This window comes from Planomicrobium stackebrandtii (assembly GCF_030814955.1).
Classification (GTDB): domain Bacteria; phylum Bacillota; class Bacilli; order Bacillales_A; family Planococcaceae; genus Planococcus; species Planococcus stackebrandtii.
The window spans coordinates 213,269-236,783 of sequence record NZ_JAUSWB010000003.1 but is presented as its reverse complement, the minus strand read 5'-3'; the positions used below and the strand labels follow the sequence as shown (position 1 = coordinate 236,783).

The following is a 23,515-nucleotide window of genomic DNA, read 5'->3' as shown; positions in this document are numbered from 1 at the left end:
TCCCCACGTTCTTTAAACTTCATGTATAGATGCGGCGCTGCTTTTATGTACCAAGAAAGTATCGGCTTTACATTAATAAAAATACTCAATAACTCATAAGAATTACATAATCATCTGTAGCTGTCTCTTCTTGATCGACACCTTAAAATCCTTAATTCGTATAAAGTTATTCAAGAATAATTAATTATTCTCTTGTAATGTGATTATTCAATCATGTATAGTCTATACAAGAATGAATAACGGAGGTCAATGATGAATACTTTGTTTCTGCTTCCCAATACTGATGAAGAAATCATTGATACCTACGATGAAGATATCATTGTCACTACCCGGGAAGGCCGCATCATTAAAGTCTCTCCACACAGCGGTGAACCTTATGGTGTGACACCTAAAGACCTGCTTGGTAGATCCGTCTATGACCTGGAAGCAGCCGGAATTTTCTCTCCTGCCATTACGCCGCTGGTACTGGAGCAGAAAAAAAAGGTGGTGCTGCGCCAGGATACACCTTCCGGAAGAAAAGTGCTGATTACTGGAATTCCATTGTTTAATGACAAGGGCGATGTTGAGTTTGTCGTCAGTTATTCCTACGATATGTCCCAGCTGATGGTCATGAAGGAATATTTGGAGAACCTGGAATCGGAGATGTCCAAAGTCAAAGGCGAGCTCGCTCACTTGCGCAATCAGCAGCTCCATATCGAAGGCTGTGTCATGGAAAGCCCTTCTTCCGGCCGGGCACTTCAAACGGCGACCAAAATGGCACAGCTCGATGTGCCCGTTGTCATCCAAGGAGAACCCGGAACTGGAAAAACGGCTCTTGCTAAATTTATCCACTCGCAAAGCAGCCGGCGGGACGCCGCATTTATTGAAGTCCATTGCAGCGCCATCCCGGAATCGATATTCGAAATCAGTTTTTGGGGATTGGACGGTGAAGGCTATATGAGTCTCGCAGCTGGCGGAACTTTAGTCTTAAATGAATTTGATCAACTCTCCGCTGCTTCTCAGGCAGCGCTGTTCAAAATTTTGCAGCCGCCGCACACTGCGCGCATCATCGCCATATGCACCACTCCAGTTGAAGAAGCTGTTACAGACGGACGTTTCCGTGAGGACTTGTTTTATTTGCTGCACCTGGCTTCCATTGAACTGAAACCGTTGAGAGAGCGGCCGGACGATTTGGACCTGGCCATCAGCCATTTTCTCGATGAACTGAACAGCAATTACCGCCAGCTGAAAACTTTGACAGATGATTTGTACTTTCATTTCCTGCAGCTGCCCTGGAAAGGCAATTTCCGCGAACTGCGCAATGTACTGGAACGCAGTTTCATTGAAAGCGAGTCGGCACTCATCACACTCGACGACCTTCCCATCGCCTATCAGCCGGATTCGGATGAGCGCATCGGTTTTGAACTCAATGGCCAAACACTGCCGCACATTCTGGAATCTGTTGAAAAGAAAGTTTTGCTGAACGCACAAAAGCGTTACCGCACCACCACCGAGATGGCCAATATTTTGGGCATCAGCCAGCCATCCGTCGTCCGCAAACTAAAAAAATACGCAAACACCACTGGAGGGAAAATGACATGACCATGCTTCAAAGCGAAAAAAAGACCATCCAACCGGCTGATACTTGGAAGTTTCTAATCCCTTCCATAATCGGCGCACTGTTATTTCTATGCCCGATTTCCTACAACGGCGAAATCACCATCGGGGTCGGCATTCTGGCATCGTTCCTCCTGACAACGTTCGGTGACGTAATCCCGCCGTTCATTGTGATCCTGCTCGGCTTCTCCGCAATCGCCAGCTTAACGGCAACTGCCTTGAAACCTGCTTTTGTACAGAACTCACCTTTTTTACGTTCTACCTTCATCAACGGGCCATTCGGACTGATTGTTCGTGTCCTCGCTTTTGCATTTGGCATCATGGCCTATTATGAAATCGGCCCTGAAGCAATTGCTTCACGGAATACCGGAGGCGTGGTTCTCTATGACTTGGCGCCCGTATTGCTTACCTGGTTCCTGTTCGCTGGAATTTTGCTGCCTCTGCTGGTGGAATTTGGCTTAATGGAATTTGTCGGTGCATTGGTTAATAAGTTTATGCGCCCTGTCTTCACTTTGCCCGGCCGCTCGTCGATTGATGCAATGGCATCATGGATGGGCGCTGCGCCGGTTGGTGTTCTGGTGACCATGAAACAGTATGACGAAGGCAATTACACTGAGCGTGAAGCTTCCGTCATTGCGACGACTTTTTCAATCGCATCCGTCGCCTTCAGCCTGGTTGTTGCAAATGTTGTCGGCATTGGCCACCTGTTCCTGCCGTTCTACTTGGCGGTATCGGTCGCCTGTCTGGTAGCTGCGGTCATTATGCCGCGCATCCCGCCGTTGTCACGCAAAAAAGATACATATTACGCGCCGGTCGGCAAACAGATCGATGACACCATTCCCGAAGGAGCTTCCTTATTCCAGTGGGGATTTGATGAAGCCCGCCGCAAAGCAAATGGTGCCGCAAGCCCGAAAAAACTTGCGCTGGTCGGCATTGAAACCGTACTTGATATCTGGCTGGCATTGATCCCACTGGTCATGGCTCTTGGTACACTAGCCTTGATTGTTGCGGAATATACACCACTGTTCCAAATCATTTCTTACCCACTGATTCCTGTGCTGACTTTGATGGGATTGCCTGAAGCAGCGGCAGCCGCCCCTACTTTCCTTGTAGGATTCGCAGACATGTTCCTTCCGGCTGTTCTCGGAAGCGGCATCGAAAGTGAATTGACCCGCTTTGTTCTGGCCGGTGTATCTTTGACGCAAATCATCTACATGTCCGAAATCGGCATTTTGATCCTGCGTTCTAATATTCCGGTGAAGTTCTGGGAACTGGCTGTAATCTTCATTTTGCGTACCATTATCACTTTGCCGATTCTTGTATTGTTCGGCCATCTATTTGTATAAAAAAGAAACTCCACTTCCAGAATTCTGGAAGTGGAGTTTTTGCGTTTGAATGTTCTTTATCGTGAAAACGTACAAACCAAAGCAGGACACAGAAACTTGAGCCATATTCAAAGAGTCTGCAATGCCATTTTTCACTCTTTACTCGCTTTCATGTACTCAGATAGTTCTTGTTCCCAAAGAATCTATCAAAATGGAACGAATTCTGTCATACTGAAATAATATATGTAAGCATAAGTCTTACATTTTCGATTTCCCTTTTTGGCAGCTGTAAGATTTTAAAAAACGAAGGAGGAATCCTGATGAATAATCGCAATCGTTTTGGAAGACCCAAATTTACCTTTAAGAGCTTTGTCCGCAACCTTCCAGGTTTCCGATCAAACACTTTATGGAAGAAAGTGCTGGCTGCTCCAATTTACTTGCTGATTGCTTTAGTTTTGCTGCTGGGGCTATTTGGCGGCGGCATCAGCAGCATCGTCAATTTAGTTGTTTTTATTGCCGTCATCATCGCAGTTGTCGCGTTGTTTAAAGGCAGCTTGCCACACTTTAAAATTCCAAACCGGAAAGTTGCAGCTGTTCTTCTTGTTGCTGCCCTCGCTTTAAGCTTTTTTTAACCGAGGCAAGGGAGACTACAGACCAAACAGCGGAGGCTAAATCGATAGAAACTGATCTTTCTGCTGCTGCGGAAGAAGCTGAACAGGTACGGTATGTAAGTATCCAGATCGGGCGACCTCACGGATTGAATGGGAATGACAAATATGGCCTTCCACGTGAGAGTCTCCTTAGCTTTTTGTTTCTGCTTTTTACAAAGACCCTGAGTGGATAACACGGTTAACGTGCTATCCATCCAGGGTCTTTTGGGTTTTTAGTATCCGTTGCAGCAGTCCGATACAAAAAGCCGCATAACAGCATGCGGCTTTCCTGTTCAATACTCATTTTGCCCAGTGATGGAAGAAAAAATAGGACACGATGAGCACAACGACAATGGCGGAAAGGACGAGCATGGGCACAAGCCCAAAGGTAGCCTCCATTTAAACTCCTCCTCCTTTTACCTTTATCATACTCCGCTTCATCAAAAAATTAAATCAAAATAAACCGATAATTCAGATTTCAAAAAACCCAATTAATGCCATGCTTTCTCTTGGCATAAACCTATCTTGCAATCGCTAATATAAATTAAAAATCAATATTTATTTATTGTAATTCGATAAACATTATTTTATACTAGAGTTAATCTTAAATAAGTGAGGTGCTTTAAAATGAAACGGGAAACCCTATTTTTAAAAATTGTTCTTTTTCTGATGGCTCTTCCAGTTTTGGCTGTGTGCATCTTTGTGGTGCCTCCACTCTCACAGTTCATCGGAGAAATTCTGCCGAAATGGTCATTTCTGCAGTACGTTTTCTTAGTTGCCATGTATATTACGGCAATCGCCTATTTTTCGGCATTATATCAGGCAATGAAGCTTTTAGGCTATATTGACCGGAACACCGCTTTCTCGGAAAGATCCGTAAAGGCGCTGAAGAACATTAAATATTGCGCCCTCATCATCACTGTACTGTATATGCTATGCTTGCCGATCATCCTGTATACGGCCGAAGTAGATGATGCGCCTGGCCTTGGTGGACTTGGGATGGTCATTACATTTGGCGCGATCGTAATCGCGGTCTTTGCGGCAGTTCTCCAAAAACTATTGGAAAATGCGATTGAAATAAAATCTGAAAATGATTTAACAGTCTGAGGTGAATGATATGGCAATTATAATCAATATCGACGTGATGCTGGCCAAACGCAAAATGAGTGTTACCGAGCTATCAGAAAGGGTCGGCATCACGATGGCTAACCTGTCCATTTTGAAAAATGGCAAAGCAAAAGCTGTTCGTCTTTCCACATTGGAAGCAATCTGCAAAGCATTGGATTGTCAGCCTGGAGATGTTCTGGAATACCGTCCTGAAAAAGATGAGCCGTCTTCGTAGCCAGTATTTTCACTGCTCTCTCAATCAATGAATGACAAGCGAGGTGTTCTTGGTGAAACTGGCAAAAGGTCCTTTACTTTTTCTGAAGTCTGTCCTTGCTCTTCTGACACTTGCCTTCTGTATTTTCGCCAGCCGCAGCGTATTCATGTTGTGCTTCATCTGCATCATTCTGTCAGTAGCAGCCGGCTCTTTTGCGGCGGTGCTGGAAAAACTGACAGTCCAGGCAATTCGGATGAAAGCAGAAAATGAGATGACGGTTTGAAGGATCGTCCATTGCGGCGGCAATGAGTTAGAAACTAAAAATCCACCCACAGTATTCGCTGTGAGTGGATTTTTTCTGTTTACTAGATAAAGAACGGAATGAATATGCTGGCCAGCAGCAAAATCAGTGCACCGCCAAGACGGGATGAAATTTGTGCAAATGGCATTAATTCCATTCGGCGAGCTGCCGATAATACAGCTACGTCGCCTGTCCCGCCCATGTTTGCCATACAAAGACCAGCTGTAATAGCTGCTTCGATCGGATAAAAGCCCATGAACTTTCCGACGACGGCGGAACCGATGACCGCTCCCAAAACTACCGCAAGAACGATTAGCACATACTCAATACTTAGAGCATTCAAAACAGCAGCCAAATCTGTATATGCAACACCGATGCCGATCAACAGGGCGTTGGTCCAGTTTCTCGCAACAAACTCATACCACTGGCTAGCACCGTCTACAATAATTTCCGGCATGACATTGGCCACTTTCAACCCTGCCACCAGGATGATCATAATGGCGTATGGATGCAGTGGAATGAAATCACCTAGTAGATTTCCTAACATATAAAACGACACTGCGGCCAGGACACCAATGCCCATTTTAGCCAGGCTGTATTCAGGCGCCTCTTTTTTCTCATAATGAAATCCTTTGATCAATTGTCCATTCCCAGTCAAACTCGGGTACTTCTTGCCGACAATGTTCAATACACTGGCCAGAATAATGGCGAATACATTTCCCAGCGCAAGTGCAGGAACTAATATCGACAAGTAATAACCCGGTTCGTTTCCAAGCATTTCGGAGTAAACTTGTGACATTGGCACTGCACCGGCACCCATGCCTCCACCCATGATAGGCATGGCGATGACCAGTACCGCATCCTGAATACTAAATCCAATCAGCATACCGACCAAAGCCGCAAGCACGACTGCTCCTGCAACTGCCGCAAGCAAAGGCAATGCGTAACGGACGCCCGCTTTCACAAGCACTTTCGACTCCATACCCAAAATACTGCCGGTAATCAACGCAGCGATATAGAAGTTCAAAAAGTCACCATCTTGCATAAATTCCGTAATAATCGTCGAGGTGGTTTCCGGCATCAAGCCGCTATAGACCATATAGGCTGAACCGAATATAGCCACAATCGCACCGCCGCCTAAAAATGTGCGGACAATCGGGGTATGGTCTCCGATCCATCCGAGCAGTTCACCGAGGACCATGATGATCAATAGTGCTCCAATCATCCCTGCAGGCAAGTTATCTGTATACATCGCATAGAGGGCGATTGCTGCAAAAATACCAAACCATAAAATTGGGACATTAAAAATCGAGAACGTACCTAAGTTTTTTTTCATCGGCACATCTGCCGGCACTTTTCGTTTTGTTTCTTCCATTTTTTCAGCTCCATCCCGTTTTCTTTTCTTTATGATTGACGGCTATCAAAGGAAAGCGCTTTCAATCTGTTGATACCAATCATAGTTAAATAGTCAGAAAACGGATACCTTATGAAAGTATTGAACTTATTGTAATTAAAAAAAGCAGCCGGAGTGGCTGCTTCTACACATACGGTGTTATGCGGGATTGGTTGTCTTCTTTAACGAGATAGCGATAAATGGGACGCCCGATACCGTAAACAAGATTTTCCTCGAGATAGCCGATTTCGGTCAGGAATTTCAAGTACTTTCTCACGGATACTCTTGATATCTGGCTGATTTCCGCGATATCTTCTGTCGAAAACGTATTCGTTTCTAACTGTAATATCACTTCAACGATTTTTTTCAACGTCGTTTTTGTCAGTCCTTTCGGTACTGCACCAAAGTTTTCGGTTTCTTGAACAGGCTCACCCTTTTTTTGAAGCATCCGGTCAAGCTCCTGCTGATCCACTTTTTCCTTATCATCAAGGCCATAATATTGGTTTTTGTATTGCAGCAACGCTTCCTGGAAGCGGCTGAACTCAAACGGCTTGATTAAATAATCGACTGCCCCAAGCCTCAGTGCCTGCTGGATCTGACTGATTTTAGAAGCGGCTGTAATGAGGATGACGTCCAGATCCTTTTTTTCTTCCCGGAGCTGCCGCAAAAAATCCAGGCCGTTCATGCCGGGCATGTGGATATCAAGCAGCAGCAAGTCCACTTTTTCCGCAGCCAGCAGCTCGAGGGCTCCCACCGCATCGGCCGCGTGCCCGGTCACGGAAAAGCCATCCACCTTTGCAACATATTGGCGATTCAGTTCTGCCACCATCGGGTCATCTTCTACGATCAGCACCTTAATCATTGTTTTTCACCTCCCGCTTCATAGGGAACAACGATGGAAAACACGGCTCCATCCCGTTCCGATACAATGTCAATTGAGCCTTCCAGTTTTTCGACACTATTTTTCACCAAGTATAGGCCGAATCCTCGGTCGTTGCCTTTTTTAGAAGAAAAGCCTTTGGAAAAAATAGACGTTTGCATTTCTGTAGGAATGCCCGGTCCTGAATCCGCTGCAGTCAGCTCCAGCAACTCATCAATATAGGAAAAATGAACGGAGATAATCCGCTTTTCCATGCCCGACACACTATCAATCGCATTGTCGATAATATTGCCGAGAATTGTGATGAGTTCATGTGTAACAGCCGGATCTTTGGGCCGCGGAATCTCTGTTTTGCATTGGATAACAAGTTCAACATGCGCTTCTCTTGCATAGCTGATTTTCCCAATGATAAATCCCGAAAGAACCGGATCTTTTATGTGCTGTGTGACAGCCCCGACTTCATGGGCCTGATGATCGGTAAGCTTGGCAATAAATTGCTTTACCTGCCCATACTCTTCGAGCTTGATCATGCCGAGCAGTACATGCAGCTGATTCATAAATTCATGGGATTGCGCACGCAGCGTATCGGCATATAACTGGACGCCTGTCAGCTGTTCCGCCAGCTGATTCACTTCTGTCTTATCGCGGAATGTGGCAATCGCTCCAATTACGTGATCATTAACCACCAGCGGTACGCGGTTTGAAATGACAGAAACACCGTTGAAACTTTGTTCCTTATCTAATTCCGGCTGCCTTTGATCCAGCATCCGCTCCAGCATAGCGCCTGGCAAAAACTCGTTGATATCCATGCCGATTGGTTCTTTGGCCATCAATCCTGCCTGATGAAAAATCCGCCTCGCCGATTTGTTGACCAGCACAATCTTCGCATCCGCATCAATTGCAATAACCCCTTCATAGACAGACTGCAGCATTTGGTTCCGCTCTTCATGGATGCGGGCAATGGCATACGGCTCCAACCCAAACAGGCTTTTCTTAATATACCAGGCCAGCCAGAAAGCGCCGATAATGCCGACCAACAAGCCGATGGCAGAGCCAGTCAGGATCTTCAGCAGGCTCTGGTCGATGGAAGATTGGACCTCATCGAGGGAAATTCCGACCGCTACTGCACCAATCTGATTTTCCTCTGCGTCCAGGATAGGCGTAAAAGAACGCAGGGATTTTCCGAGCGTCCCTTCAGCACGCGATGTGTAGTCTTCGCCCAACAGCACCTGCTTTTCATCTGCGCCAACAAAAGGCTGTCCGATTTGTTGAGGATCCGGATGGGATTTCCGCAAACCTTCCATATCCATGACAACAATAAACAGTACGTCTGTCGCTTCCTGAATAGTTGACGTGTACTCTTGTATCTCTGTCTCTAGCTCAGTCCGCAGCAAGCCGTTTTGAACTATTTGTGATTCTGCAACCGTGCGTGAAAGAGTAACTGCTTTTTCTTCTAGTTGGCTTTCTATATTTTCGCTTGTCATATCAGTAATGAGAAGAATTGTGATTGACAGGGAAATCAATACTACAAGACAGATAAAGAAGATGATGATCGAACTCAATTTAAAGCGTGATAAATTCATTCACTGCCGCTCCGTTCCTGTTAATGCTCGCTAGTTCGGCTGTACCTGAAAACTAAATCCCTCTATCGGCCTAAAGCCGAGCCGAACCCTTCTGCTATTCTACTATATAAGAAGGATGAAAAAAGCAGATTTTGAAACCGCTGAAAAGGAACGAGGCAGAAAGAAGTTAAAGTTCTGCAAGCATGGTGTCCACATTTTGCTATATTACTCAAAAAACCGCTGCCAGGATTTTCATCCCGGCAGCGGTTTTCCTATCTATTTATCCAAGCTTCTGTCCACAATTCGGGCAGAACTTGGCGCCTTCGTTTTTTTGGCCGCAGTTTGGGCAGAATTTCGGCACCGTCTTTTCGCTGCCGTCGGATTGAGCAGCTGAATCGCCCGAACCTGCACCGGCTGTGTTTTCCTGACTGCCTGCACTTGATTCTTTTTGGTCGTCCATCATTTCTTTGGCGATGTTCATGCCCATCATCATGCCGGCCATGTCGGAAGCTGTGTTGGATCCGGATGATTTGCCCATGGCATCGGCTACTGACATCTGCTGGTACTTCGCCACGTCGCCGACCATGCCGTGCGACGCGCTTTTGTTGATCATATCCTGGATTTCTTTCGGATAGTTGAAGCTCATGACCTGGAAGCCCGTAACTTTCATACCGTCATCCATGAGCTGCATATTCAAATCATCCTGGATGCCTTGGCCAATTTCGTGCGCGTTGGCCTGCAGATTGAACATATCCTTACCTTCTTTTGTGATCCAACGCATCAACAGCTGGTCCAAAATTGCCGTGATGCGGATTTTTACATCATCCACAACGTAGCTGTTCCGGACACCCGCAATTTTATCAATCAAGCCAACATAATCGCTGACCTTGAACTGAAAGGTGCCGTTTGCGCGAATCGGCATGCCGCCTGGCAGCTGGGGCGCCGGGATGTTGATCGGATTCTGCGTCCCCCATTTGACCGTGAATTCTTTGGTGTTCACAAACAGCACTTCCACACGCATGCCGCTGTTAAAACCAAAGCGGAATCCTTTCAGCGTCGACAGGAACGGCACAATTTCCGATTCAATGTCGTACTCGCCTTCGTCTTCAAAAATCCCTTCAACCTTGCCGTTGTTGATAAAAATGGCATCCTGCCCAGGACGAATAATTAGCCGGCTGCCTTTTTTGACTTCGTTGTTGGTCCATTTCCAGAAAATCATGTCTTCCCTGAACTCTTCCCATTCCACTACATCTGCAAATTGACTGCTGAAAAAACCCATTCTGTCCATTCCCTCCTTTGGTCTAATCCAATCTAGAATTTACGGCCACCGCCGCTAAATGAGCGTCCGCCTCCTGTGCTTCCGCCGCCTCCAAAGCCTCCGCCTCCGCCGCTTTTCTTCGGAACCTTACGGCGTGATATGGTTTTATTGCGGAACTGGTCGAGCTTACTGGTCACTTTTGTGTGATCGTCGTCAAAATAGGTTGTGGGAGTCGTGGTCACACGTCCACCTGAATTATAGAGCATGAAACCGACAATGCCTGCGCCCAACAGCAATGCAATCGCCACTTGGAACCAGGTTTTAAAGAAAATGTTTTCCGGATTGACACCGGGACGGAATTCCATGTAGCGGCTCGAAGTTGTCACCGTCTCATGGAAAGCACCCGCGTAGTCGCCCCGCTGCATTTCCGGAATGATCCGGTCCAGCACCAGATCTACACGCTGGTTATCCAGTGTCCTTTCCGCTGTTCCAAAACCCGCCAGATAAACATCACGCGTTGCGATATTCATCGACAGCAAAACGGCATTTTCCTGATTGTTCTCCTCGGCCCAAGTATCATAAAAATCGCCCATATCATCCTGGATGTAAAGCGATTGTTCATCTGCAGTAGTCCAAAACAGAAAGTCCGTTCCGTGCTTCCGGCTATGTTCCGCTGCGACAGCTTCCAATTCTGCAATTTCCGATTCACTCAGCAGATCGGCGTTGTCGTAAACGCGCTGATCCACAGCAGCCGACACGGTAAACCCGCCGAGTCCACTAAAAACCAACAGGATAGAAATCATTAACAGCCATTTCACTTGAATATCCCTCACCACAGAACACCTCCTACAGCGAATGAAATCACTTTCATCACTGCAAAAGTTGAAGCGGCAATGCCGGTAAACCAGGCAGCCACTTTAAAGGGACTGATTGGCGGCTTGCCAACCACTTTTCCCGTTTGGCCGTTCATCGCAAAAGTGTGTTCCTTATTTTCAAAATCGTAATAAACCATCCACACCGGAAACAAGGTGTAGTAGACATTTTTTTTATTCGTTTGGATCTGTTTGTTCGTGTAGCTGACAGTCGAGTAGCCGGAAACGGTGCTGCTTATGTACGAATCGATATACGGCACAATCTTGGATTCGATTCGTGAGAACAGCGCCTCGTCGTCATAGTCGTATTTTTCGGCGAGATAGCCCGCCAAGTAAGGCATTCTAAAATCTTTCAGTTCCTCATAATTATAAGGCTCGAGCTTGTCCATCAGTTCATCGTCCATTTTTTCAGAGGCATCTGCGGGTACTTTCAAATAGCTGAGATCCATTTGCCGGCGAACATCATAAAAATCAGTCTCTGTGTAGATTGTATCGCCTCGCGTATAGCTGCGCACCCTCGTCGCAAGTGCTGCCACGTCCGCTGTTCCATCAATGTCATACAGCCAAAATGGCACATACATGCCCGTCATTTTTTTGATCCGGTCGCCGCTCGTAAAACCTCTCGGCGTTAGCCGTCCGTTTTTTGTCCATTTCTGAAAAGCGGCGACCGCTTCTTCTTTGCTGATGGTGAAGGGAATCACTTTGGCAGGAGCCAAGTCACCGCTCAGCCGGTCCGCTATCAGCACTGGCGCCCCGCAGAAGCTGCAATGGGTTGCAGTGGTTTCCGCTTCAGTCAGAATGACGGCTCCACAGTTTTCGCAATGGTATTCTTTTGCTTCACCCGGGTCGAACTTCCGCAGGATATTGGTTTCTGGAAATGTCTCAATTTCATCCTGCCTGCCGCAACTTGGACAGGACAGGTGGCCAGACTCGCTGTCAAACGACATGTCCGCACCGCAGTTCGGACACTTATACTGAATGACCATTCCATTCGCCTCCTTTCAGCTTAAAGGAAACTGTTCGTACAGGAGCCGTCATTCATTTTTGCCCAACTGGCTTTTTAATGCTTCCAGTTCGTCGTCCACGTTGATGCCCGCTTTCAGGGATTCCAGGTCGTCATCGACAGAAGAACCGCTGTCGTATTTTGAAGCAAGGTCTTTGATGTCCGTTCCTGAACTTTTGTTCAACTCCGACATCGCGATGGCTTCATCCAGCTCCTGGTTGATTTTCTGCTCCATTTTGTCGAAAGCGGAAATCCGCTCGCCAGCTCCGTCCACAGAAGAAGCGAAATCGTTCATGCGTTTTTGCGTCTTTGCTACAGACGCTTTGCCTTTTAGCTCAGAACGGCGGGATTCAAGTTCACCGATATCCGATTCCAGCTTATCGTGCATTTGGCGCATCTGTTGCGTATTGGCCGCCGAAAGTTCCACTGCAGTTTGTTTGTCTGTCAGTTTTTCGGAAAGCTCTGCCTTGCGCTGCAGGAATTTCCGTGCGTCGTCTTCGTTGCCGGCTTCCAACGCTTTTACCGCATAGCGCTGCATGTCGCCAATTTCGTTTTCAAATTCTTCAAGCTCCCGGCGTTCCCGTTTTTCAGCTGCCATAATCGCTGCAGTTTCTGATTTCACTTTTCCCAGGTCGCTGTTCAAATCACGCAAATACTGGTCAATCATCTTTTCCGGATCTTCTGCCTTGTCCAATAAAGCGTTAATGTTGCTTGTCATAATGTCTTTGAATCGTTTTAAAATTTCCATCATCATTCTCCTCTTTTTGTGGTTTTTGCGGGACTGCCGAGCAGCCGCTCTTTCTTAATGAAAGAATTACCCTATAACTGCAGAGATTAAGCATACAACCCAATCAAAATCCCTGCTGTTGCATATGCAAGATGAAAAGATTTCTCCAATACAGTGTATCCCATTATGCACTTTAGGTAATATTTTGAAAAAACTATTCGGTTTGCTGTTCCCATGCCGGTAATGTTTTCGGCAACGCTTTGTCTTCCTTGTAGCCGAGTACATATTCCGCTTGCATAATGGTATGGATTTCCCGCGTCCCTTCATAGATGACCGGCGCTTTGGAATTGCGCAAGTAGCGGCTGACCGGGTATTCATCCGAATAGCCATAGGCACCGTGGATCTGGAAAGCGTCGTCTGCTGCCTGATTGGCAAAATCACACGCCTGCCATTTTGCCAGGGACGTTTCCCTCGTGTTGCGCTTTCCCTGGTTTTTCAGTTCACCGGCACGGTAAACAAGCAGCCGGCTCATCTGAAAGCCCGCTTCCATATTTGCGATCATTTGCTGGACCAGCTGATGCCGACCAATTTCCTTGCCGAACGTCTGGCGTTCATGGCAATAGCTGATGCTTGCTTCTAGGCATGCCATAATCTGCCCAACCGCTCCGGCAGCAACCGTGAATCGGCCGTTATCCAGCGCCGACATTGCGATTTTGAATCCTTCGCCTTCTTGACCCAGCAAATTCTCTGCCGGGACTTGGACGTCCTCAAAAAACAACTCACCGGTATTGCCTGCCCGTATGCCGTGCTTGCCTTTGATGGCCTTGGAAGAAAAACCTGGCCATTTGCGCTCTACAATAAAAGCGGAAATTGCCCCGTGCTTTTGCGACTGCTCACCCGTGTAGGCAAAGACCAGGAAATGATCCGCCACGTCGCTGAGAGAAATCCAGGTTTTCTGTCCGTTGAGCACATAATGGTCGCCCATTCTTACAGCTGTCGTCTTCATCGCCGCCACATCAGATCCTGCTCCAGGTTCTGTTAAACCGAAAGCTCCGATCTTCTCGCCCTTTGCCTGAGGAATAAGATACCGTTGCTTTTGTTCTTCCGTCCCCCATTGAAGAATGGTTAAGCTGTTCAAACCAGTATGGACAGAAACAGCAGTCCGGAAAGCCGTGTCTCCACGCTCCAGTTCCTCACAGACAATCGCCAAAGAATTATAATCCATTCCGCTACCACCGTATGCTTCAGGGATGCAAACGCCCATCAGTCCAACATCGGCCAGCTTGCCATAAATCGCCGGATCCGATTTGCCTGCACGGTCCCACTCCTCGATAAACGGCATGATTTCTTTATCTACAAAGCTCCGTGTTGTGCGGCGCAGCATCTCTTGTTCCTGTGTGAATGAAAAGTCCATCTTCAATCGCCCCTCTCATTTGTTTTATTCTGCAGAACTGGCAGACAATCCTTTTTTGAAGAGTATAAGTTGGTGCCTGGCACCCACACAATTGAGAATTTTGTAAGCACATATAAAAGGCACCGCCGATAACCCAATGGGATACTTGCGATGCCTTGCATTCTGTATTCTTAATCTTTTCGAGTCTTTTTATCTGTTATTCCCTTAGAGTGCTCTTTTGCCTCAGCCATTTCATCTTCACCGTCTTTATAATCAGTCGCTTTATTATCACCGTCTAATGCTTCTTTCGTTTTCTTGACGACTTTATCGATTCCCGACTCTGGAGGAGCCGATTGTTGATCAGGTGATCTGCCTGCTGTACCTTTTCTTGTCATTGATATCCCTCCGGTTTTTAAAGATTTACTAATTGTTTACCCATTGTGTCCAATATTAATCACTTTGTGTAATTGTGTTGGTGCCTGGCACGAAAATCATTGACAAATAAATAAAAAGGTAATATGGTTATACACATAAGTATATAACCATATTACCTAACTCAAATAAGGAGGTGTTTGCAGTGAGCAAAGTGTTTGATTCGAGCAAGCCGATTTTTATGCAGGTCCGTGAGTTGATTGAAGATCAGATTGTCAACGATCAACTGAAAGAAGGCGATCAGGCTCCATCGACCAATCAGTTGGTCAGCTTCTATAAGATCAATCACGCGACCGTTTCAAAAGGGATCAATCAGCTGGTGGAAGAAGGAATCTTATTTAAGAGGAGAGGGATTGGGATGTTTGTAGCTGAAGGTGCGAAAGAGACATTAATGGGGCAGCGAAAAGAGGCGTTCGTCGATAATTATGTTAAAAGCCTTATGCAAGAAGCCAACAAGCTCGGTATTACGCAATCGGAAGTTATTGAACTGATCAAAAATACGAAAGGAAGTGAATTCTAATGGCTGCCAAGATCAACCTGAACGATGTCACATTGAGATTCGGGAAATTTGAAGCTTTGAAAGATATTTCCCTGACACTTGAAGCCGGCAAGATTCACGGACTGATTGGACGCAATGGTGCCGGCAAGACCACCCTTCTATCTTTGCTCGCCGCATTCCGTGAACCGACACAGGGACATGTGGAAATTGATGGCGAAGCTGTTTTTGAAAATCCGGAAAAGATGCAGCAGGTTGGTTTTATCTATGAAAAAAACTATGCAGACGAGTACCAAAAGATTCCAGCCATGCTTGAATTCCCGGAAAGCTATCGTCCAAACTACGACAAAGCGTACGCTGACTATCTGCTGAAACGCTTTAATCTTCCTCTCGATAAGCCCATTTACAAATTGTCTAAAGGAATGCAATCAGCACTGAATGTCGTCATTGGACTTGCCAGCCGTACGCCGATTACGATTTTTGATGAAGCATATATTGGAATGGATGCTCCGGCTCGCGAAATTTTTTACCAGGAGATCTTAGCGGATCAGGCAAAGCATCCGCGGACCTTCATTCTTTCCACGCACCTTGTTTCGGAAATGGATTACCTTTTCGATAATGTTGTCATCATCGATCATGGCCGATTGCTGATGAACGAAGATTATGAAACCATCTCTGCTCAAGGAGCTTCCATCACCGGAGCAGCCGATCAAGTTGATGCCTTCGTCTCTGGTATGAAACTCTTGAATGAACAAAAACTTGGAGGTACAAAATCCGTAATGGTTTACGGCACGCTGAGTGAACAGCGCCAGCTCGCTGCCCGTCAGCAGGGTCTAGAAATCGGCCCCGTGTCACTGCAGGATCTGTTCATCCACTTAACAGAGGAGGCACGTTAAAATGAAATCAGTCAAACTCTATCCAAAAGTTGCATTCGACCTCTTTTACGAACAATTCAAATGGGCCATTTGGTTTTTCTCATTCTTGATTGCAGGCCATATAATCGGAATGATTATTGTCGCCAGAAACGACACCAGCATCCAACAGTTTTTCGTCTTTTCCAGCCAATCCGTAGCCATTTTCATGCTGGTTTGCGGAATCATTGCAGCCTATGCCTTCATGGGCTACTATGTACAGCACGGCATCACCCGCAAAGACCTGTATGTCGGGACTGTCATCTCTACACTGGCATTGGCGCTGGCTGTCACTTTGGTGCCGCTCGCAGTGAACGTCATTGAACATCTGATTTCCAACTTAGCCGCATTGCCGATCGATACAGACGCCGCTCCTTTATACGATCCGGCATCTGGCTGGTTTTCAGCCGCAGGCATTTTCTTCCTGAATGCCTTTACCTATCACCTAATCGGTTGGCTGATTGGCGTCGGCTATTACCGTTTTGGGTGGGTCATCGGTTTCGGTTTTGTCGGCATTGCAATAGCAGCACTCAGCCTTAATGGCTATTTCTGGGGAGACGGCGGCTTAAGTTCTGTTATTCCATGGGTGCCGGAGATTCCAGCTGACGCCAGTCCTTTCCTGGCACTCGCCGGTTCGCTGCTGTTGATTGCGGTATTGCTGGTATCTACGAGAATGTTGACGAAACGCATTTCGATAAAAATGTAAGAAACACCAAAGGCCTTGCCGCTTCCCGATTTAGGGTTTTGGCAAGGCTTTTTTCGAAATTCTATCCACACAAAAACGGAGCGAAGTATCATTTGAGCTCCCAATATATTAGGATAAGAGAGTAAATTCATTATCAGCTTTGCGGCATTGCAATCTGAAACAATCATAATTTGGAGGTACCCTCATGGAAAAAACTTGGAGTCTTCGTTTAATACGCTTTTCGGCAATATTCGGCTTGTTCGGCACCTTTCTCGGTTCGCAAATGGCTGGGGAAATGGATTATGCCCTGCGCCCGATCCATTGCCCACATCCTGCTCGTCGGCTGGCTATCGGTGTTTGCTTGGGGGATTTTCTACCGGGTCTACACAATCAAATACAAAAAGCTTGTTGCTATTCATAGTGTCCTTGCGATGGTCGGTGCTTTTGCATTGACTGGCGGCATGTGGCTGTATAACCTCAATCCATTCAATTGGAACGAAACCTTAGTCATGATCTTGTTCATCGTCGGTGGCAGCATCCTGCTGATAGCGTTCCTGCTGTTTGCAGTAATTACATTTTTGACAGAGAAAGAATAGAAAATCCCCTGAAAAAGAACAGAACTCTTTTTCAGGGGATTTTTTATTGAGTAGAATTTTTTGTGAGCTATTCAACCTGGAAACCGTCTGCAAACGCCTGCAGAATTCCAATCAATTCCTCCGTCACTCTCCGCGGGGATTTCTGATAGCCTTTAGCAGCCCAATCCAGCAAAAGCCCTGCAGTTCCATGAGCCATATACAGCTTGAACTGCGATGAATTGATATCGTGGTCACCTGTCGGCGTAAACGTAAACTGCTCATCCAACAATTCGAAAATCGCCCGCGGCAAATCCTGATGCAGTCCCGGTATGGTATCTTCTTTCAAGTAAAGATTAAAAAAAGACCGATTATCGTAAATGAATGTCGCCAATTCAAACGAATCCGCATCCATCGACTTTGTCGCCACCAGCTTTCCAAGAGCATAGCGCTCTTTGCTTGTCCGCTTGGTCTGATAGAACATCTCATTTTTCAGTTCTTTGGTAATATGCTGTTTGTCAACGTAATAGAGGTAAAAAGTCGCCCGGTTGTATTGTGCCCGCTGCACAATATCCGTCACCGATACATGGCTGAACCCTTTTTCATTGATCAGCTCGGTGAACGCCTGTTTAAACTGGCGCTTTGTCCGCTCGGCTTGCGGTGAAAGATTTTCTTTTCTCTCTTCCATGATTTGCTGCCCCCAGAATCGACATTTTTTAAAGAACTGTCGAATTACTCGACAGTTTCGGATTTTCTACTGATTGAACCCTCTTTTGTAAAGGTTTACACTAAATTCGAACCTTAAATCCAGTTTAGCATATCAATGAAAAAGGAGAGATCATTCATGATCAGTTATACAGATAAAGTCATTATCATCACAGGTGGAGGATCCGGTCTGGGATATTCAGCAGCACTTTCCATCGCTCAGTTAGGCGGCAAATTGGTGCTCGTCGATATGAACAAAAAGTCACTTGAAGAAAGCAAAAAACAAATCCTTGAAGTGGCTCCAGAAGCGGAAATTGTGCTTGTTGAAGCCAACGTAACAAGTGAAGAAGATGTGAAAAACTATGTGCAACTCACGATGGACACATTCGGACGAATTGATGGCTTCTTTAACAATGCAGGCATCGAAGGCAAACAGAACCTGACTGAAGAATACGGCTCTGACGAATTCGAAAAAGTGGTGAGCGTTAACTTAAATGGCGTTTTCTACGGTATGAAATATGTATTGAAAGTTATGAAGCAGCAAGGCCACGGCTCGATCGTCAACACCGCTTCTGTCGGCGGCATCCGCGGAGTCGGCAACCAGTCCGGCTACGCAGCCAGCAAACACGGCGTTGTCGGCTTAACCCGCAACTCGGGCATTGAATACGGCCAGTTTGGCGTCAGCATCAATGCCATCGCACCTGGTGCTATCATGACGCCAATGGTCGAAGGTTCCTTGAAGCAAATGGCAGGCGACGACTGGGAGTCTGCAGGCAAAGAGTTTGTCAGCGTCAACCCAATGAAGCGTTTCGGAAAGCCCGAAGAAGTCGGCAACCTTGTCGCATTCCTGCTATCTGATGCAGCAAAATTCATCAACGCTACTGTTATCCCGATCGATGGCGGACAGTCTTACAAATACTAATCGCAAGTAAAACTTTACACTGCAGCTCCCATTTTGAATATGGAGCTGCAGTTTTTTTATTTCTTAATTAAAATAAAAACTGTTTAAAAGTGGAAAACTCCTTTTAAAACAGCTTTATCTATTAACAAATCCCGAAGCGACATCAGAAGTGATAATTCTTAAGTGTAGCTTATTCCAATTCACTTGGCATAACCAACTATTTTCACTAAATTCTTCTAAAAGACGGTAAACTGTAAAATAAAATAGTTAGCCATTGCTGATGCTGGAGAACGTATAAGTCGTTTCCGATTTGAACTCTTCATCTGCTTTGAGAATGGCGGATTGGAAGTGCGGGTGACGCAATGAATCCGGCGGACTTTGCGTTTCGAGGCAAAGTGCCAAATAATCCTCGGCTTGTGTCCCTCGAATCGAATAGGATCCCCCGATATCATTTCCTGTATACAAAACAACTGCAGGTTCTGTAGTTTCCACAACCAGTTTCCGGCCACTTACTGAATCAGTAAGTTTGATCCCAGATTGTTCTGCACGATCCAACAAAAAGGGGTGGTCATAGCCGTTGCCAGCCAGTTTGTTTTGTGGATGATCCGACATTGTGGCTTCCCTGATGCTTCTGCCGTTTCGGAAATCAAACAGCGTGTCGTCTGCAACCGGAACCAGATTGCCCGTCGGCAGCAGTTCCTCATTCAACTCCAAATAATGATCACTTTCCATCGTCAATTGATGATCTAAGATGGTCCGTTTGAAATTGCCGCTCAAATTAAAGTAAGAGTGGTTGGTTACATTCAACACAGTCGTCTTGTCAGATTTTCCTGAATAGGATATGACAAGCTGATTGCTGTCATTCTTAAGGGTATAGCGGACCGTCATGGACAAGTTGCCAGGAAATCCTTCTTCGCCATCCCGACTGAAATACGTAAATTCGACTGTTGCTTCATTTTCCGTTTGGATCACTTTTGAATCCCAAAGAGCCGAGTGAAAGCCTTTGGCACCTCCATGCAAATTATGGCCGTTAGCATTCTTAGGTACTTGATAATCTATCCCTTCGATTGAAAACTCCCCATCTTTGATTCGTCCGGCAAAGCGCCCCACCAATGCTCCGAAAAAGAACGGGTTGTTTTCGTATTCTTCAAGCGTATCAAAGCCTAATACGACATTTTCCAGGTTTCCATTGCGGTCTGGGCTGATAATTTCAGTAATCACACAGCCATAATCGATACAGGACATTTGAAACCCCTGGTCATTTTCCAATGTATATAATTTTATCGGCCGATCGTTTTTATGATCAAATATTTTTTCGCTAACTTTCATTTTTTTCATCCTTCCATCTGTTTGTTATCCCTTTTATTTTACTAAGCTCTTTTTACTTTACTTCAAAGATATCCACCAGCAGCAGGGTGATTGCCCCAATCAGTGTGGCATCGTCTCCAAGCTTGGATACTTCCACTGTTGTTTGGCTTGCTGCGGGCGTCAGTGCAGAAGTTCTAATCGTTTCCCGTATGGCAGGCAAAATAAACTTTTCGGCTTTTGATACTCCCCCGCCAAGGACGATTTTTTCCGGATTGACGATGTGGATCAGGTTGGTCAGCCCGACGCCCATCGCTCTTCCGGATGCTTTCAAAATAGCCGCACACTCTTCATTGCCGCTGATGGCTTGCTCAAATACGTTTTCTGCTGTGAGCAAATGATTTCCAGGTGCCTTTCTGGCGATGGCAGGACCGGTAACAAATGTCTGCAGACACCCCCGGTTTCCGCATTCACACGTTTCCCCGTGCAAATCGATTGTCATATGGCCTATTTCTCCAGCGATATCTGAAGCGCCGTGGTACAGTTTGCCCTCGATGATGAGTCCTGCACCTACACCGCTGCCGATGTTCACGGCCAGCATGCTTTCCAGTTCTCCGTGATCGCCAAACCAGTATTCGCCCAATGCCATTGCCCGTGCATCGTTTTCCACTTTCACTTCCAGACCAAATGCCTGTTCCAACTGTTGTTTGATGGGAATGTTGCTCAAGCCCAGATTGGGTGCGTACAACGAAGTGCCTGTTTCAACTTCCACCACGCCATGCATGGCCACACCAATGCCTACGACTTGTTTGTCAGTTTCCAGCACTTTTTTAATAGAACTTTTTAACGCAGCAATAAACTCCTGGTTGGTGATTGGCAGCTGTAACTTTGTTTTTGACCTTTTAAGCACATTTCCAGCAAGGTCTGCCACAATGCATTCAATGTTTTCTGGACCTGCATCCACACCAATTATGGAAAATGCCTGGTTGTTAATCACCAGCATCGTTGGTTTCCTGCCGCCTTGCGACTGGCCGATATCGCTTTCCTCGACTATCTTCTCTTCTATCAACTCTTTTACGTTGCTGCTGACAGTCGGGGGCGTCAAGTTTGTTTCTCGTGCAATTTGCGCTCTCGATATCGGACCATCTTTTCTTATTTTATTGAGGATGATTGATTTGTTCATCGACTTCATCCACTTAAAGGTGCCTTGGCGCATCGAAATCCCTCCGTTTATCAGATTCGGGCAGTTTGGAGCTGCTTCGAACTCTATTAGTTAATAGTTTAACAAATCTCTGGAATCTTTGTTAATTAAATTAACTTATTGTTTTGGAGGAAAAACTCTCACAGCCAGAGAAAAACACCTTTTTATCGAATGGTGGGTATTTTTCTACCCACTTTTCAACGAAAGGTGTTTCTCAACTTATTGCATCACAGCAAACTCTTTTTCAAAATCCTCATTTGCCATCGTTGATTTTTTTGATTTCGGACAAATCACATTTCGGCTTGCGGTGATACGTCAAAAGTCCATTAATTTCTTGTTCGACGTCGGTCAGCTGCGTGTAGCAAAAACCTTGGACCACTGAAGAATCGAGCAAGGCTTTTGTATTTTGACGGTAGGCTTCAATTAATTCTTCGCCGCCCTGAACCGCTGAATAACCCCATCCATTTTTCTGATCGATTTCTTTCGTGTCATAGGCGATTCCACCATATTCGGTGATCAGAATAGGTTCTCCTCTGTATCCAAAGCCTTCCGCATAGATAGGACGGTCTGCAGGCGTAGCCGCAACCGCACTTTCGACAGTTCGGTAGGCTTCCGCCATCTTCTCAGGAGACTGGTAATTATGAATGCCGCATAAATCCGAAACCGTGTGTTCCCAGCCTTCGTTTGAACAAACGGGACGGGTTGGGTCAAGGGATTTCGTTAAATAGTACATAGCGAGTGAATGGTGCTGCTGCTGTTTTTCCCTAGCGACACGGGAAATTCCCCAGCTTTCGTTCAAGGGCACCCAGACCACCAAGCTTGGGTGGCTGTAGTCGCGTTTTACCGCTTCTATCCACTCTGCTGAAATCCGTTCCACAGCTTCTTCGCTGTATTCCGCGCAGTTTGCCATTTCCCCCCATACAAGGTATCCGAGCTGATCGGCCCAGTATAAAAATCGTGGATCTTCCACTTTCTGATGCTTGCGTGCACCGTTGAATCCCATTTCCTTGGCAAGCACAATATCTTGCTTTAACGCGTCGTCCGATTCTGCAGTCAACAGACCGCCTGGGAAATACCCTTGGTCAAGAACGAGCTTTTGATAATAAGGTTTGTTGTTCAGCATAAACGTGCCATTTTCAATGGATACTTTCCGCATTCCAAAGTAACTTGTTATGGTGTCGACTGCTTTTTCATCCGCAATCAATTCCACTCGAGCATCGAATAAATTCGGATGCTCCGGGCTCCAATACCACCCCGGCCCATGAATATTGCTTCTATCCGGAAAGCGTCCACGGATGTTGATGCTGCGTTTAATATGCGGCTGAAAAACGGTAACTTCTTCGCTTAAGACGGGTTCTCCCTGGAACGACACAGTTATTCGCAGTTTTGTATTTCCGCTGATTTTTCCAGCAAGTTCGGTTTCAAACTCAATGTCGCCGCGATCTATTTCCGGCGTCCAGCGTAAACTTTTAATCGAAGTTTCCGCCACAGGTTCCAGCCAAACCGTCTGCCAGATTCCCGTTGTGCGCGTATAAAAGATTGAAGCCGATTCTTCGTGCCAATATTGTTTGCCGCGCGGTATGGTCGTATCTTCAGAAGGATCTTCAACTCTCACGGTTAGGCTGTTCTCTCCTGCTACTAGCAAATCGGTAATATCGGCTGAAAAAGGAACATTTCCACCTTGGTGATAGGTTGCTTTTTCTCCGTTTACATATATCCAAGCTCGGTAATCAACGGCGCCAAAATTTAACTGAATTCGTTTGTTTTGCCAGTCTTCCGGCACTGAAAAGGTCCGGTTGTACCAGACCACTTCATGGAAAGAAGGATCTCCAATGCCGCTGTTTTCAGTCTGGTAGGCAAATGGAACTTTTATGGTCTGTCCTGCGGGAAAGTTTTGGTACCACTTTTCCTGTAATCCAAGTTCTTGATCGTCAAAAGAAAAATTCCACTCCCCGTTCAGGTTCAACCAGTCCTTTCGTTGAAATTGCGGTCTCGGGTATTCTGTTTGTAAGTTTGCCATATGTTT

The 23,515-nt window shown here is 46.1% G+C and carries 23 protein-coding genes and 1 pseudogene; 11 read left to right on the top strand and 13 right to left on the bottom strand.

Features of this window, described 5'->3' with window-relative positions; translation table 11 throughout:
• Positions 1 to 252 precede the first annotated feature (252 nt).
• From QOZ98_RS07200 to QOZ98_RS07175, 6 genes are all read left to right on the top strand, one after another.
• A complete protein-coding gene (locus tag QOZ98_RS07200) occupies positions 253 to 1,581 on the top strand; it encodes a sigma 54-interacting transcriptional regulator (RefSeq protein WP_308786803.1) in 1,329 nt (442 codons plus the stop codon).
• Positions 1,578 to 2,942, top strand: coding sequence for a YjiH family protein (locus QOZ98_RS07195; RefSeq protein WP_308786802.1), 1,365 nt, complete (start codon positions 1,578 to 1,580; stop codon positions 2,940 to 2,942). Before QOZ98_RS07200 ends, QOZ98_RS07195 begins: the two co-directional genes overlap by 4 nt.
• A gap of 299 nt (positions 2,943 to 3,241) precedes the next feature.
• Entirely contained in the window at positions 3,242 to 3,553 is a 312-nt protein-coding gene (locus QOZ98_RS07190; protein ID WP_308786801.1) for a hypothetical protein, read from the top strand.
• 645 nt (positions 3,554 to 4,198) lie between these two features.
• The gene (locus QOZ98_RS07185; protein ID WP_308786800.1) at positions 4,199 to 4,678 is read left to right on the top strand and encodes a DUF2975 domain-containing protein; all 480 of its coding nucleotides are present in this window, start codon (positions 4,199 to 4,201) and stop codon (positions 4,676 to 4,678) included.
• Between the two features lie 10 nt (positions 4,679 to 4,688).
• Positions 4,689 to 4,913, top strand: coding sequence for a helix-turn-helix domain-containing protein (locus QOZ98_RS07180; RefSeq protein WP_142828188.1), 225 nt, complete (start codon positions 4,689 to 4,691; stop codon positions 4,911 to 4,913).
• A 52-nt stretch (positions 4,914 to 4,965) separates the two neighbouring features.
• The gene (locus tag QOZ98_RS07175) at positions 4,966 to 5,175 is read left to right on the top strand and encodes a DUF2975 domain-containing protein (protein WP_308786799.1); all 210 of its coding nucleotides are present in this window, start codon (positions 4,966 to 4,968) and stop codon (positions 5,173 to 5,175) included.
• Between the two features lie 82 nt (positions 5,176 to 5,257).
• Here QOZ98_RS07175 and QOZ98_RS07170 read toward each other — a convergent pair whose 3' ends face one another.
• The 9 genes from QOZ98_RS07170 to QOZ98_RS07130 form a co-directional block, all read right to left on the bottom strand.
• Positions 5,258 to 6,568 (bottom strand): 2-hydroxycarboxylate transporter family protein, encoded by a 1,311-nt coding sequence (locus QOZ98_RS07170; protein WP_308786798.1) that lies wholly within the window; start codon positions 6,566 to 6,568, stop codon positions 5,258 to 5,260.
• Between the two features lie 163 nt (positions 6,569 to 6,731).
• Positions 6,732 to 7,448 (bottom strand): response regulator, encoded by a 717-nt coding sequence (locus QOZ98_RS07165; protein WP_308786797.1) that lies wholly within the window; start codon positions 7,446 to 7,448, stop codon positions 6,732 to 6,734.
• Positions 7,445 to 9,049, bottom strand: a complete 1,605-nt coding sequence (dcuS, locus tag QOZ98_RS07160; protein ID WP_308786796.1) for a DcuS/MalK family sensor histidine kinase — start codon at positions 9,047 to 9,049, stop codon at positions 7,445 to 7,447. The genes QOZ98_RS07165 and dcuS overlap by 4 nt, the downstream gene beginning before the upstream one ends.
• A 259-nt stretch (positions 9,050 to 9,308) precedes the next feature.
• The gene (locus QOZ98_RS07155; protein WP_308786945.1) at positions 9,309 to 10,307 is read right to left on the bottom strand and encodes an SPFH domain-containing protein; all 999 of its coding nucleotides are present in this window, start codon (positions 10,305 to 10,307) and stop codon (positions 9,309 to 9,311) included.
• 32 nt (positions 10,308 to 10,339) lie between these two features.
• Positions 10,340 to 11,119: a TPM domain-containing protein gene (locus QOZ98_RS07150; RefSeq protein ID WP_308786795.1), complete on the bottom strand. Its 780-nt coding sequence runs from the start codon at positions 11,117 to 11,119 to the stop codon at positions 10,340 to 10,342.
• Entirely contained in the window at positions 11,116 to 12,144 is a 1,029-nt protein-coding gene (locus QOZ98_RS07145; RefSeq protein ID WP_308786794.1) for a TFIIB-type zinc ribbon-containing protein, read from the bottom strand. The genes QOZ98_RS07150 and QOZ98_RS07145 overlap by 4 nt, the downstream gene beginning before the upstream one ends.
• A gap of 48 nt (positions 12,145 to 12,192) precedes the next feature.
• The gene (locus QOZ98_RS07140) at positions 12,193 to 12,909 is read right to left on the bottom strand and encodes a PspA/IM30 family protein (protein ID WP_308786944.1); all 717 of its coding nucleotides are present in this window, start codon (positions 12,907 to 12,909) and stop codon (positions 12,193 to 12,195) included.
• A gap of 193 nt (positions 12,910 to 13,102) precedes the next feature.
• A complete protein-coding gene (locus tag QOZ98_RS07135; protein ID WP_308786793.1) occupies positions 13,103 to 14,302 on the bottom strand; it encodes an acyl-CoA dehydrogenase family protein in 1,200 nt (399 codons plus the stop codon).
• A gap of 170 nt (positions 14,303 to 14,472) precedes the next feature.
• Positions 14,473 to 14,676, bottom strand: coding sequence for a hypothetical protein (locus QOZ98_RS07130; RefSeq protein WP_308786792.1), 204 nt, complete (start codon positions 14,674 to 14,676; stop codon positions 14,473 to 14,475).
• Positions 14,677 to 14,858: 182 nt separating this feature from the next.
• On the opposite strand from QOZ98_RS07130, the gene QOZ98_RS07125 reads away from it, so the two are divergent.
• The 4 genes and pseudogenes from QOZ98_RS07125 (at position 14,859) to QOZ98_RS07110 (ending at position 17,401) form a co-directional block, all read left to right on the top strand.
• Positions 14,859 to 15,233, top strand: a complete 375-nt coding sequence (locus QOZ98_RS07125) for a GntR family transcriptional regulator (RefSeq protein WP_308786791.1) — start codon at positions 14,859 to 14,861, stop codon at positions 15,231 to 15,233.
• Positions 15,233 to 16,105, top strand: a complete 873-nt coding sequence (locus QOZ98_RS07120; RefSeq protein WP_308786790.1) for an ABC transporter ATP-binding protein — start codon at positions 15,233 to 15,235, stop codon at positions 16,103 to 16,105. Before QOZ98_RS07125 ends, QOZ98_RS07120 begins: the two co-directional genes overlap by 1 nt.
• A gap of 1 nt (position 16,106) precedes the next feature.
• Complete coding sequence (locus tag QOZ98_RS07115; RefSeq protein ID WP_308786789.1) at positions 16,107 to 16,826, top strand: hypothetical protein; 720 nt, start codon at positions 16,107 to 16,109, stop codon at positions 16,824 to 16,826.
• Between the two features lie 184 nt (positions 16,827 to 17,010).
• Positions 17,011 to 17,401: pseudogene (locus QOZ98_RS07110) on the top strand (hypothetical protein).
• A 67-nt stretch (positions 17,402 to 17,468) separates the two neighbouring features.
• On the opposite strand, the gene QOZ98_RS07105 reads toward QOZ98_RS07110, so the two are convergent.
• Positions 17,469 to 18,065, bottom strand: a complete 597-nt coding sequence (locus QOZ98_RS07105) for a TetR/AcrR family transcriptional regulator (protein ID WP_308786788.1) — start codon at positions 18,063 to 18,065, stop codon at positions 17,469 to 17,471.
• 156 nt (positions 18,066 to 18,221) lie between these two features.
• Between QOZ98_RS07105 and QOZ98_RS07100 the strand changes: the two genes are divergently transcribed.
• Positions 18,222 to 19,004 (top strand): SDR family oxidoreductase, encoded by a 783-nt coding sequence (locus tag QOZ98_RS07100; RefSeq protein WP_308786787.1) that lies wholly within the window; start codon positions 18,222 to 18,224, stop codon positions 19,002 to 19,004.
• Positions 19,005 to 19,250: 246 nt separating this feature from the next.
• Here the strand turns inward: QOZ98_RS07100 and QOZ98_RS07095 are convergent, their stop codons facing one another.
• The 3 genes from QOZ98_RS07095 to QOZ98_RS07085 form a co-directional block, all read right to left on the bottom strand.
• Positions 19,251 to 20,312 (bottom strand): aldose epimerase family protein, encoded by a 1,062-nt coding sequence (locus QOZ98_RS07095; protein ID WP_308786786.1) that lies wholly within the window; start codon positions 20,310 to 20,312, stop codon positions 19,251 to 19,253.
• A 52-nt stretch (positions 20,313 to 20,364) separates the two neighbouring features.
• The gene (locus QOZ98_RS07090; protein ID WP_308786785.1) at positions 20,365 to 21,504 is read right to left on the bottom strand and encodes an ROK family transcriptional regulator; all 1,140 of its coding nucleotides are present in this window, start codon (positions 21,502 to 21,504) and stop codon (positions 20,365 to 20,367) included.
• Between the two features lie 238 nt (positions 21,505 to 21,742).
• Positions 21,743 to 23,509 (bottom strand): glycoside hydrolase family 2 protein, encoded by a 1,767-nt coding sequence (locus QOZ98_RS07085; protein ID WP_308786784.1) that lies wholly within the window; start codon positions 23,507 to 23,509, stop codon positions 21,743 to 21,745.
• Positions 23,510 to 23,515: the final 6 nt, after the last annotated feature.

What these genes read in the sequence shown, in the direction of transcription:
- QOZ98_RS07105 (WP_308786788.1), bottom strand. Translation starts at nt 18,065, where the DNA reads ATGGAAGAGAGAAAAGAAAATCTTTCACCGCAAGCCGAGCGGACAAAG.
- QOZ98_RS07165 (WP_308786797.1), bottom strand. Translation starts at nt 7,448, where the DNA reads ATGATTAAGGTGCTGATCGTAGAAGATGACCCGATGGTGGCAGAACTG.
- QOZ98_RS07170 (WP_308786798.1), bottom strand. Translation starts at nt 6,568, where the DNA reads ATGGAAGAAACAAAACGAAAAGTGCCGGCAGATGTGCCGATGAAAAAA.
- QOZ98_RS07190 (WP_308786801.1), top strand. Translation starts at nt 3,242, where the DNA reads ATGAATAATCGCAATCGTTTTGGAAGACCCAAATTTACCTTTAAGAGC.
- dcuS (WP_308786796.1), bottom strand. Translation starts at nt 9,049, where the DNA reads ATGAATTTATCACGCTTTAAATTGAGTTCGATCATCATCTTCTTTATC.
- QOZ98_RS07140 (WP_308786944.1), bottom strand. Translation starts at nt 12,909, where the DNA reads ATGGAAATTTTAAAACGATTCAAAGACATTATGACAAGCAACATTAAC.
- QOZ98_RS07155 (WP_308786945.1), bottom strand. Translation starts at nt 10,307, where the DNA reads ATGGGTTTTTTCAGCAGTCAATTTGCAGATGTAGTGGAATGGGAAGAG.
- QOZ98_RS07120 (WP_308786790.1), top strand. Translation starts at nt 15,233, where the DNA reads ATGGCTGCCAAGATCAACCTGAACGATGTCACATTGAGATTCGGGAAA.
- QOZ98_RS07095 (WP_308786786.1), bottom strand. Translation starts at nt 20,312, where the DNA reads ATGAAAGTTAGCGAAAAAATATTTGATCATAAAAACGATCGGCCGATA.
- QOZ98_RS07180 (WP_142828188.1), top strand. Translation starts at nt 4,689, where the DNA reads ATGGCAATTATAATCAATATCGACGTGATGCTGGCCAAACGCAAAATG.
- QOZ98_RS07115 (WP_308786789.1), top strand. Translation starts at nt 16,107, where the DNA reads ATGAAATCAGTCAAACTCTATCCAAAAGTTGCATTCGACCTCTTTTAC.
- QOZ98_RS07145 (WP_308786794.1), bottom strand. Translation starts at nt 12,144, where the DNA reads ATGGTCATTCAGTATAAGTGTCCGAACTGCGGTGCGGACATGTCGTTT.
- QOZ98_RS07090 (WP_308786785.1), bottom strand. Translation starts at nt 21,504, where the DNA reads ATGCGCCAAGGCACCTTTAAGTGGATGAAGTCGATGAACAAATCAATC.
- QOZ98_RS07135 (WP_308786793.1), bottom strand. Translation starts at nt 14,302, where the DNA reads ATGGACTTTTCATTCACACAGGAACAAGAGATGCTGCGCCGCACAACA.
- QOZ98_RS07130 (WP_308786792.1), bottom strand. Translation starts at nt 14,676, where the DNA reads ATGACAAGAAAAGGTACAGCAGGCAGATCACCTGATCAACAATCGGCT.
- QOZ98_RS07085 (WP_308786784.1), bottom strand. Translation starts at nt 23,509, where the DNA reads ATGGCAAACTTACAAACAGAATACCCGAGACCGCAATTTCAACGAAAG.
- QOZ98_RS07195 (WP_308786802.1), top strand. Translation starts at nt 1,578, where the DNA reads ATGACCATGCTTCAAAGCGAAAAAAAGACCATCCAACCGGCTGATACT.
- QOZ98_RS07185 (WP_308786800.1), top strand. Translation starts at nt 4,199, where the DNA reads ATGAAACGGGAAACCCTATTTTTAAAAATTGTTCTTTTTCTGATGGCT.
- QOZ98_RS07200 (WP_308786803.1), top strand. Translation starts at nt 253, where the DNA reads ATGAATACTTTGTTTCTGCTTCCCAATACTGATGAAGAAATCATTGAT.
- QOZ98_RS07100 (WP_308786787.1), top strand. Translation starts at nt 18,222, where the DNA reads ATGATCAGTTATACAGATAAAGTCATTATCATCACAGGTGGAGGATCC.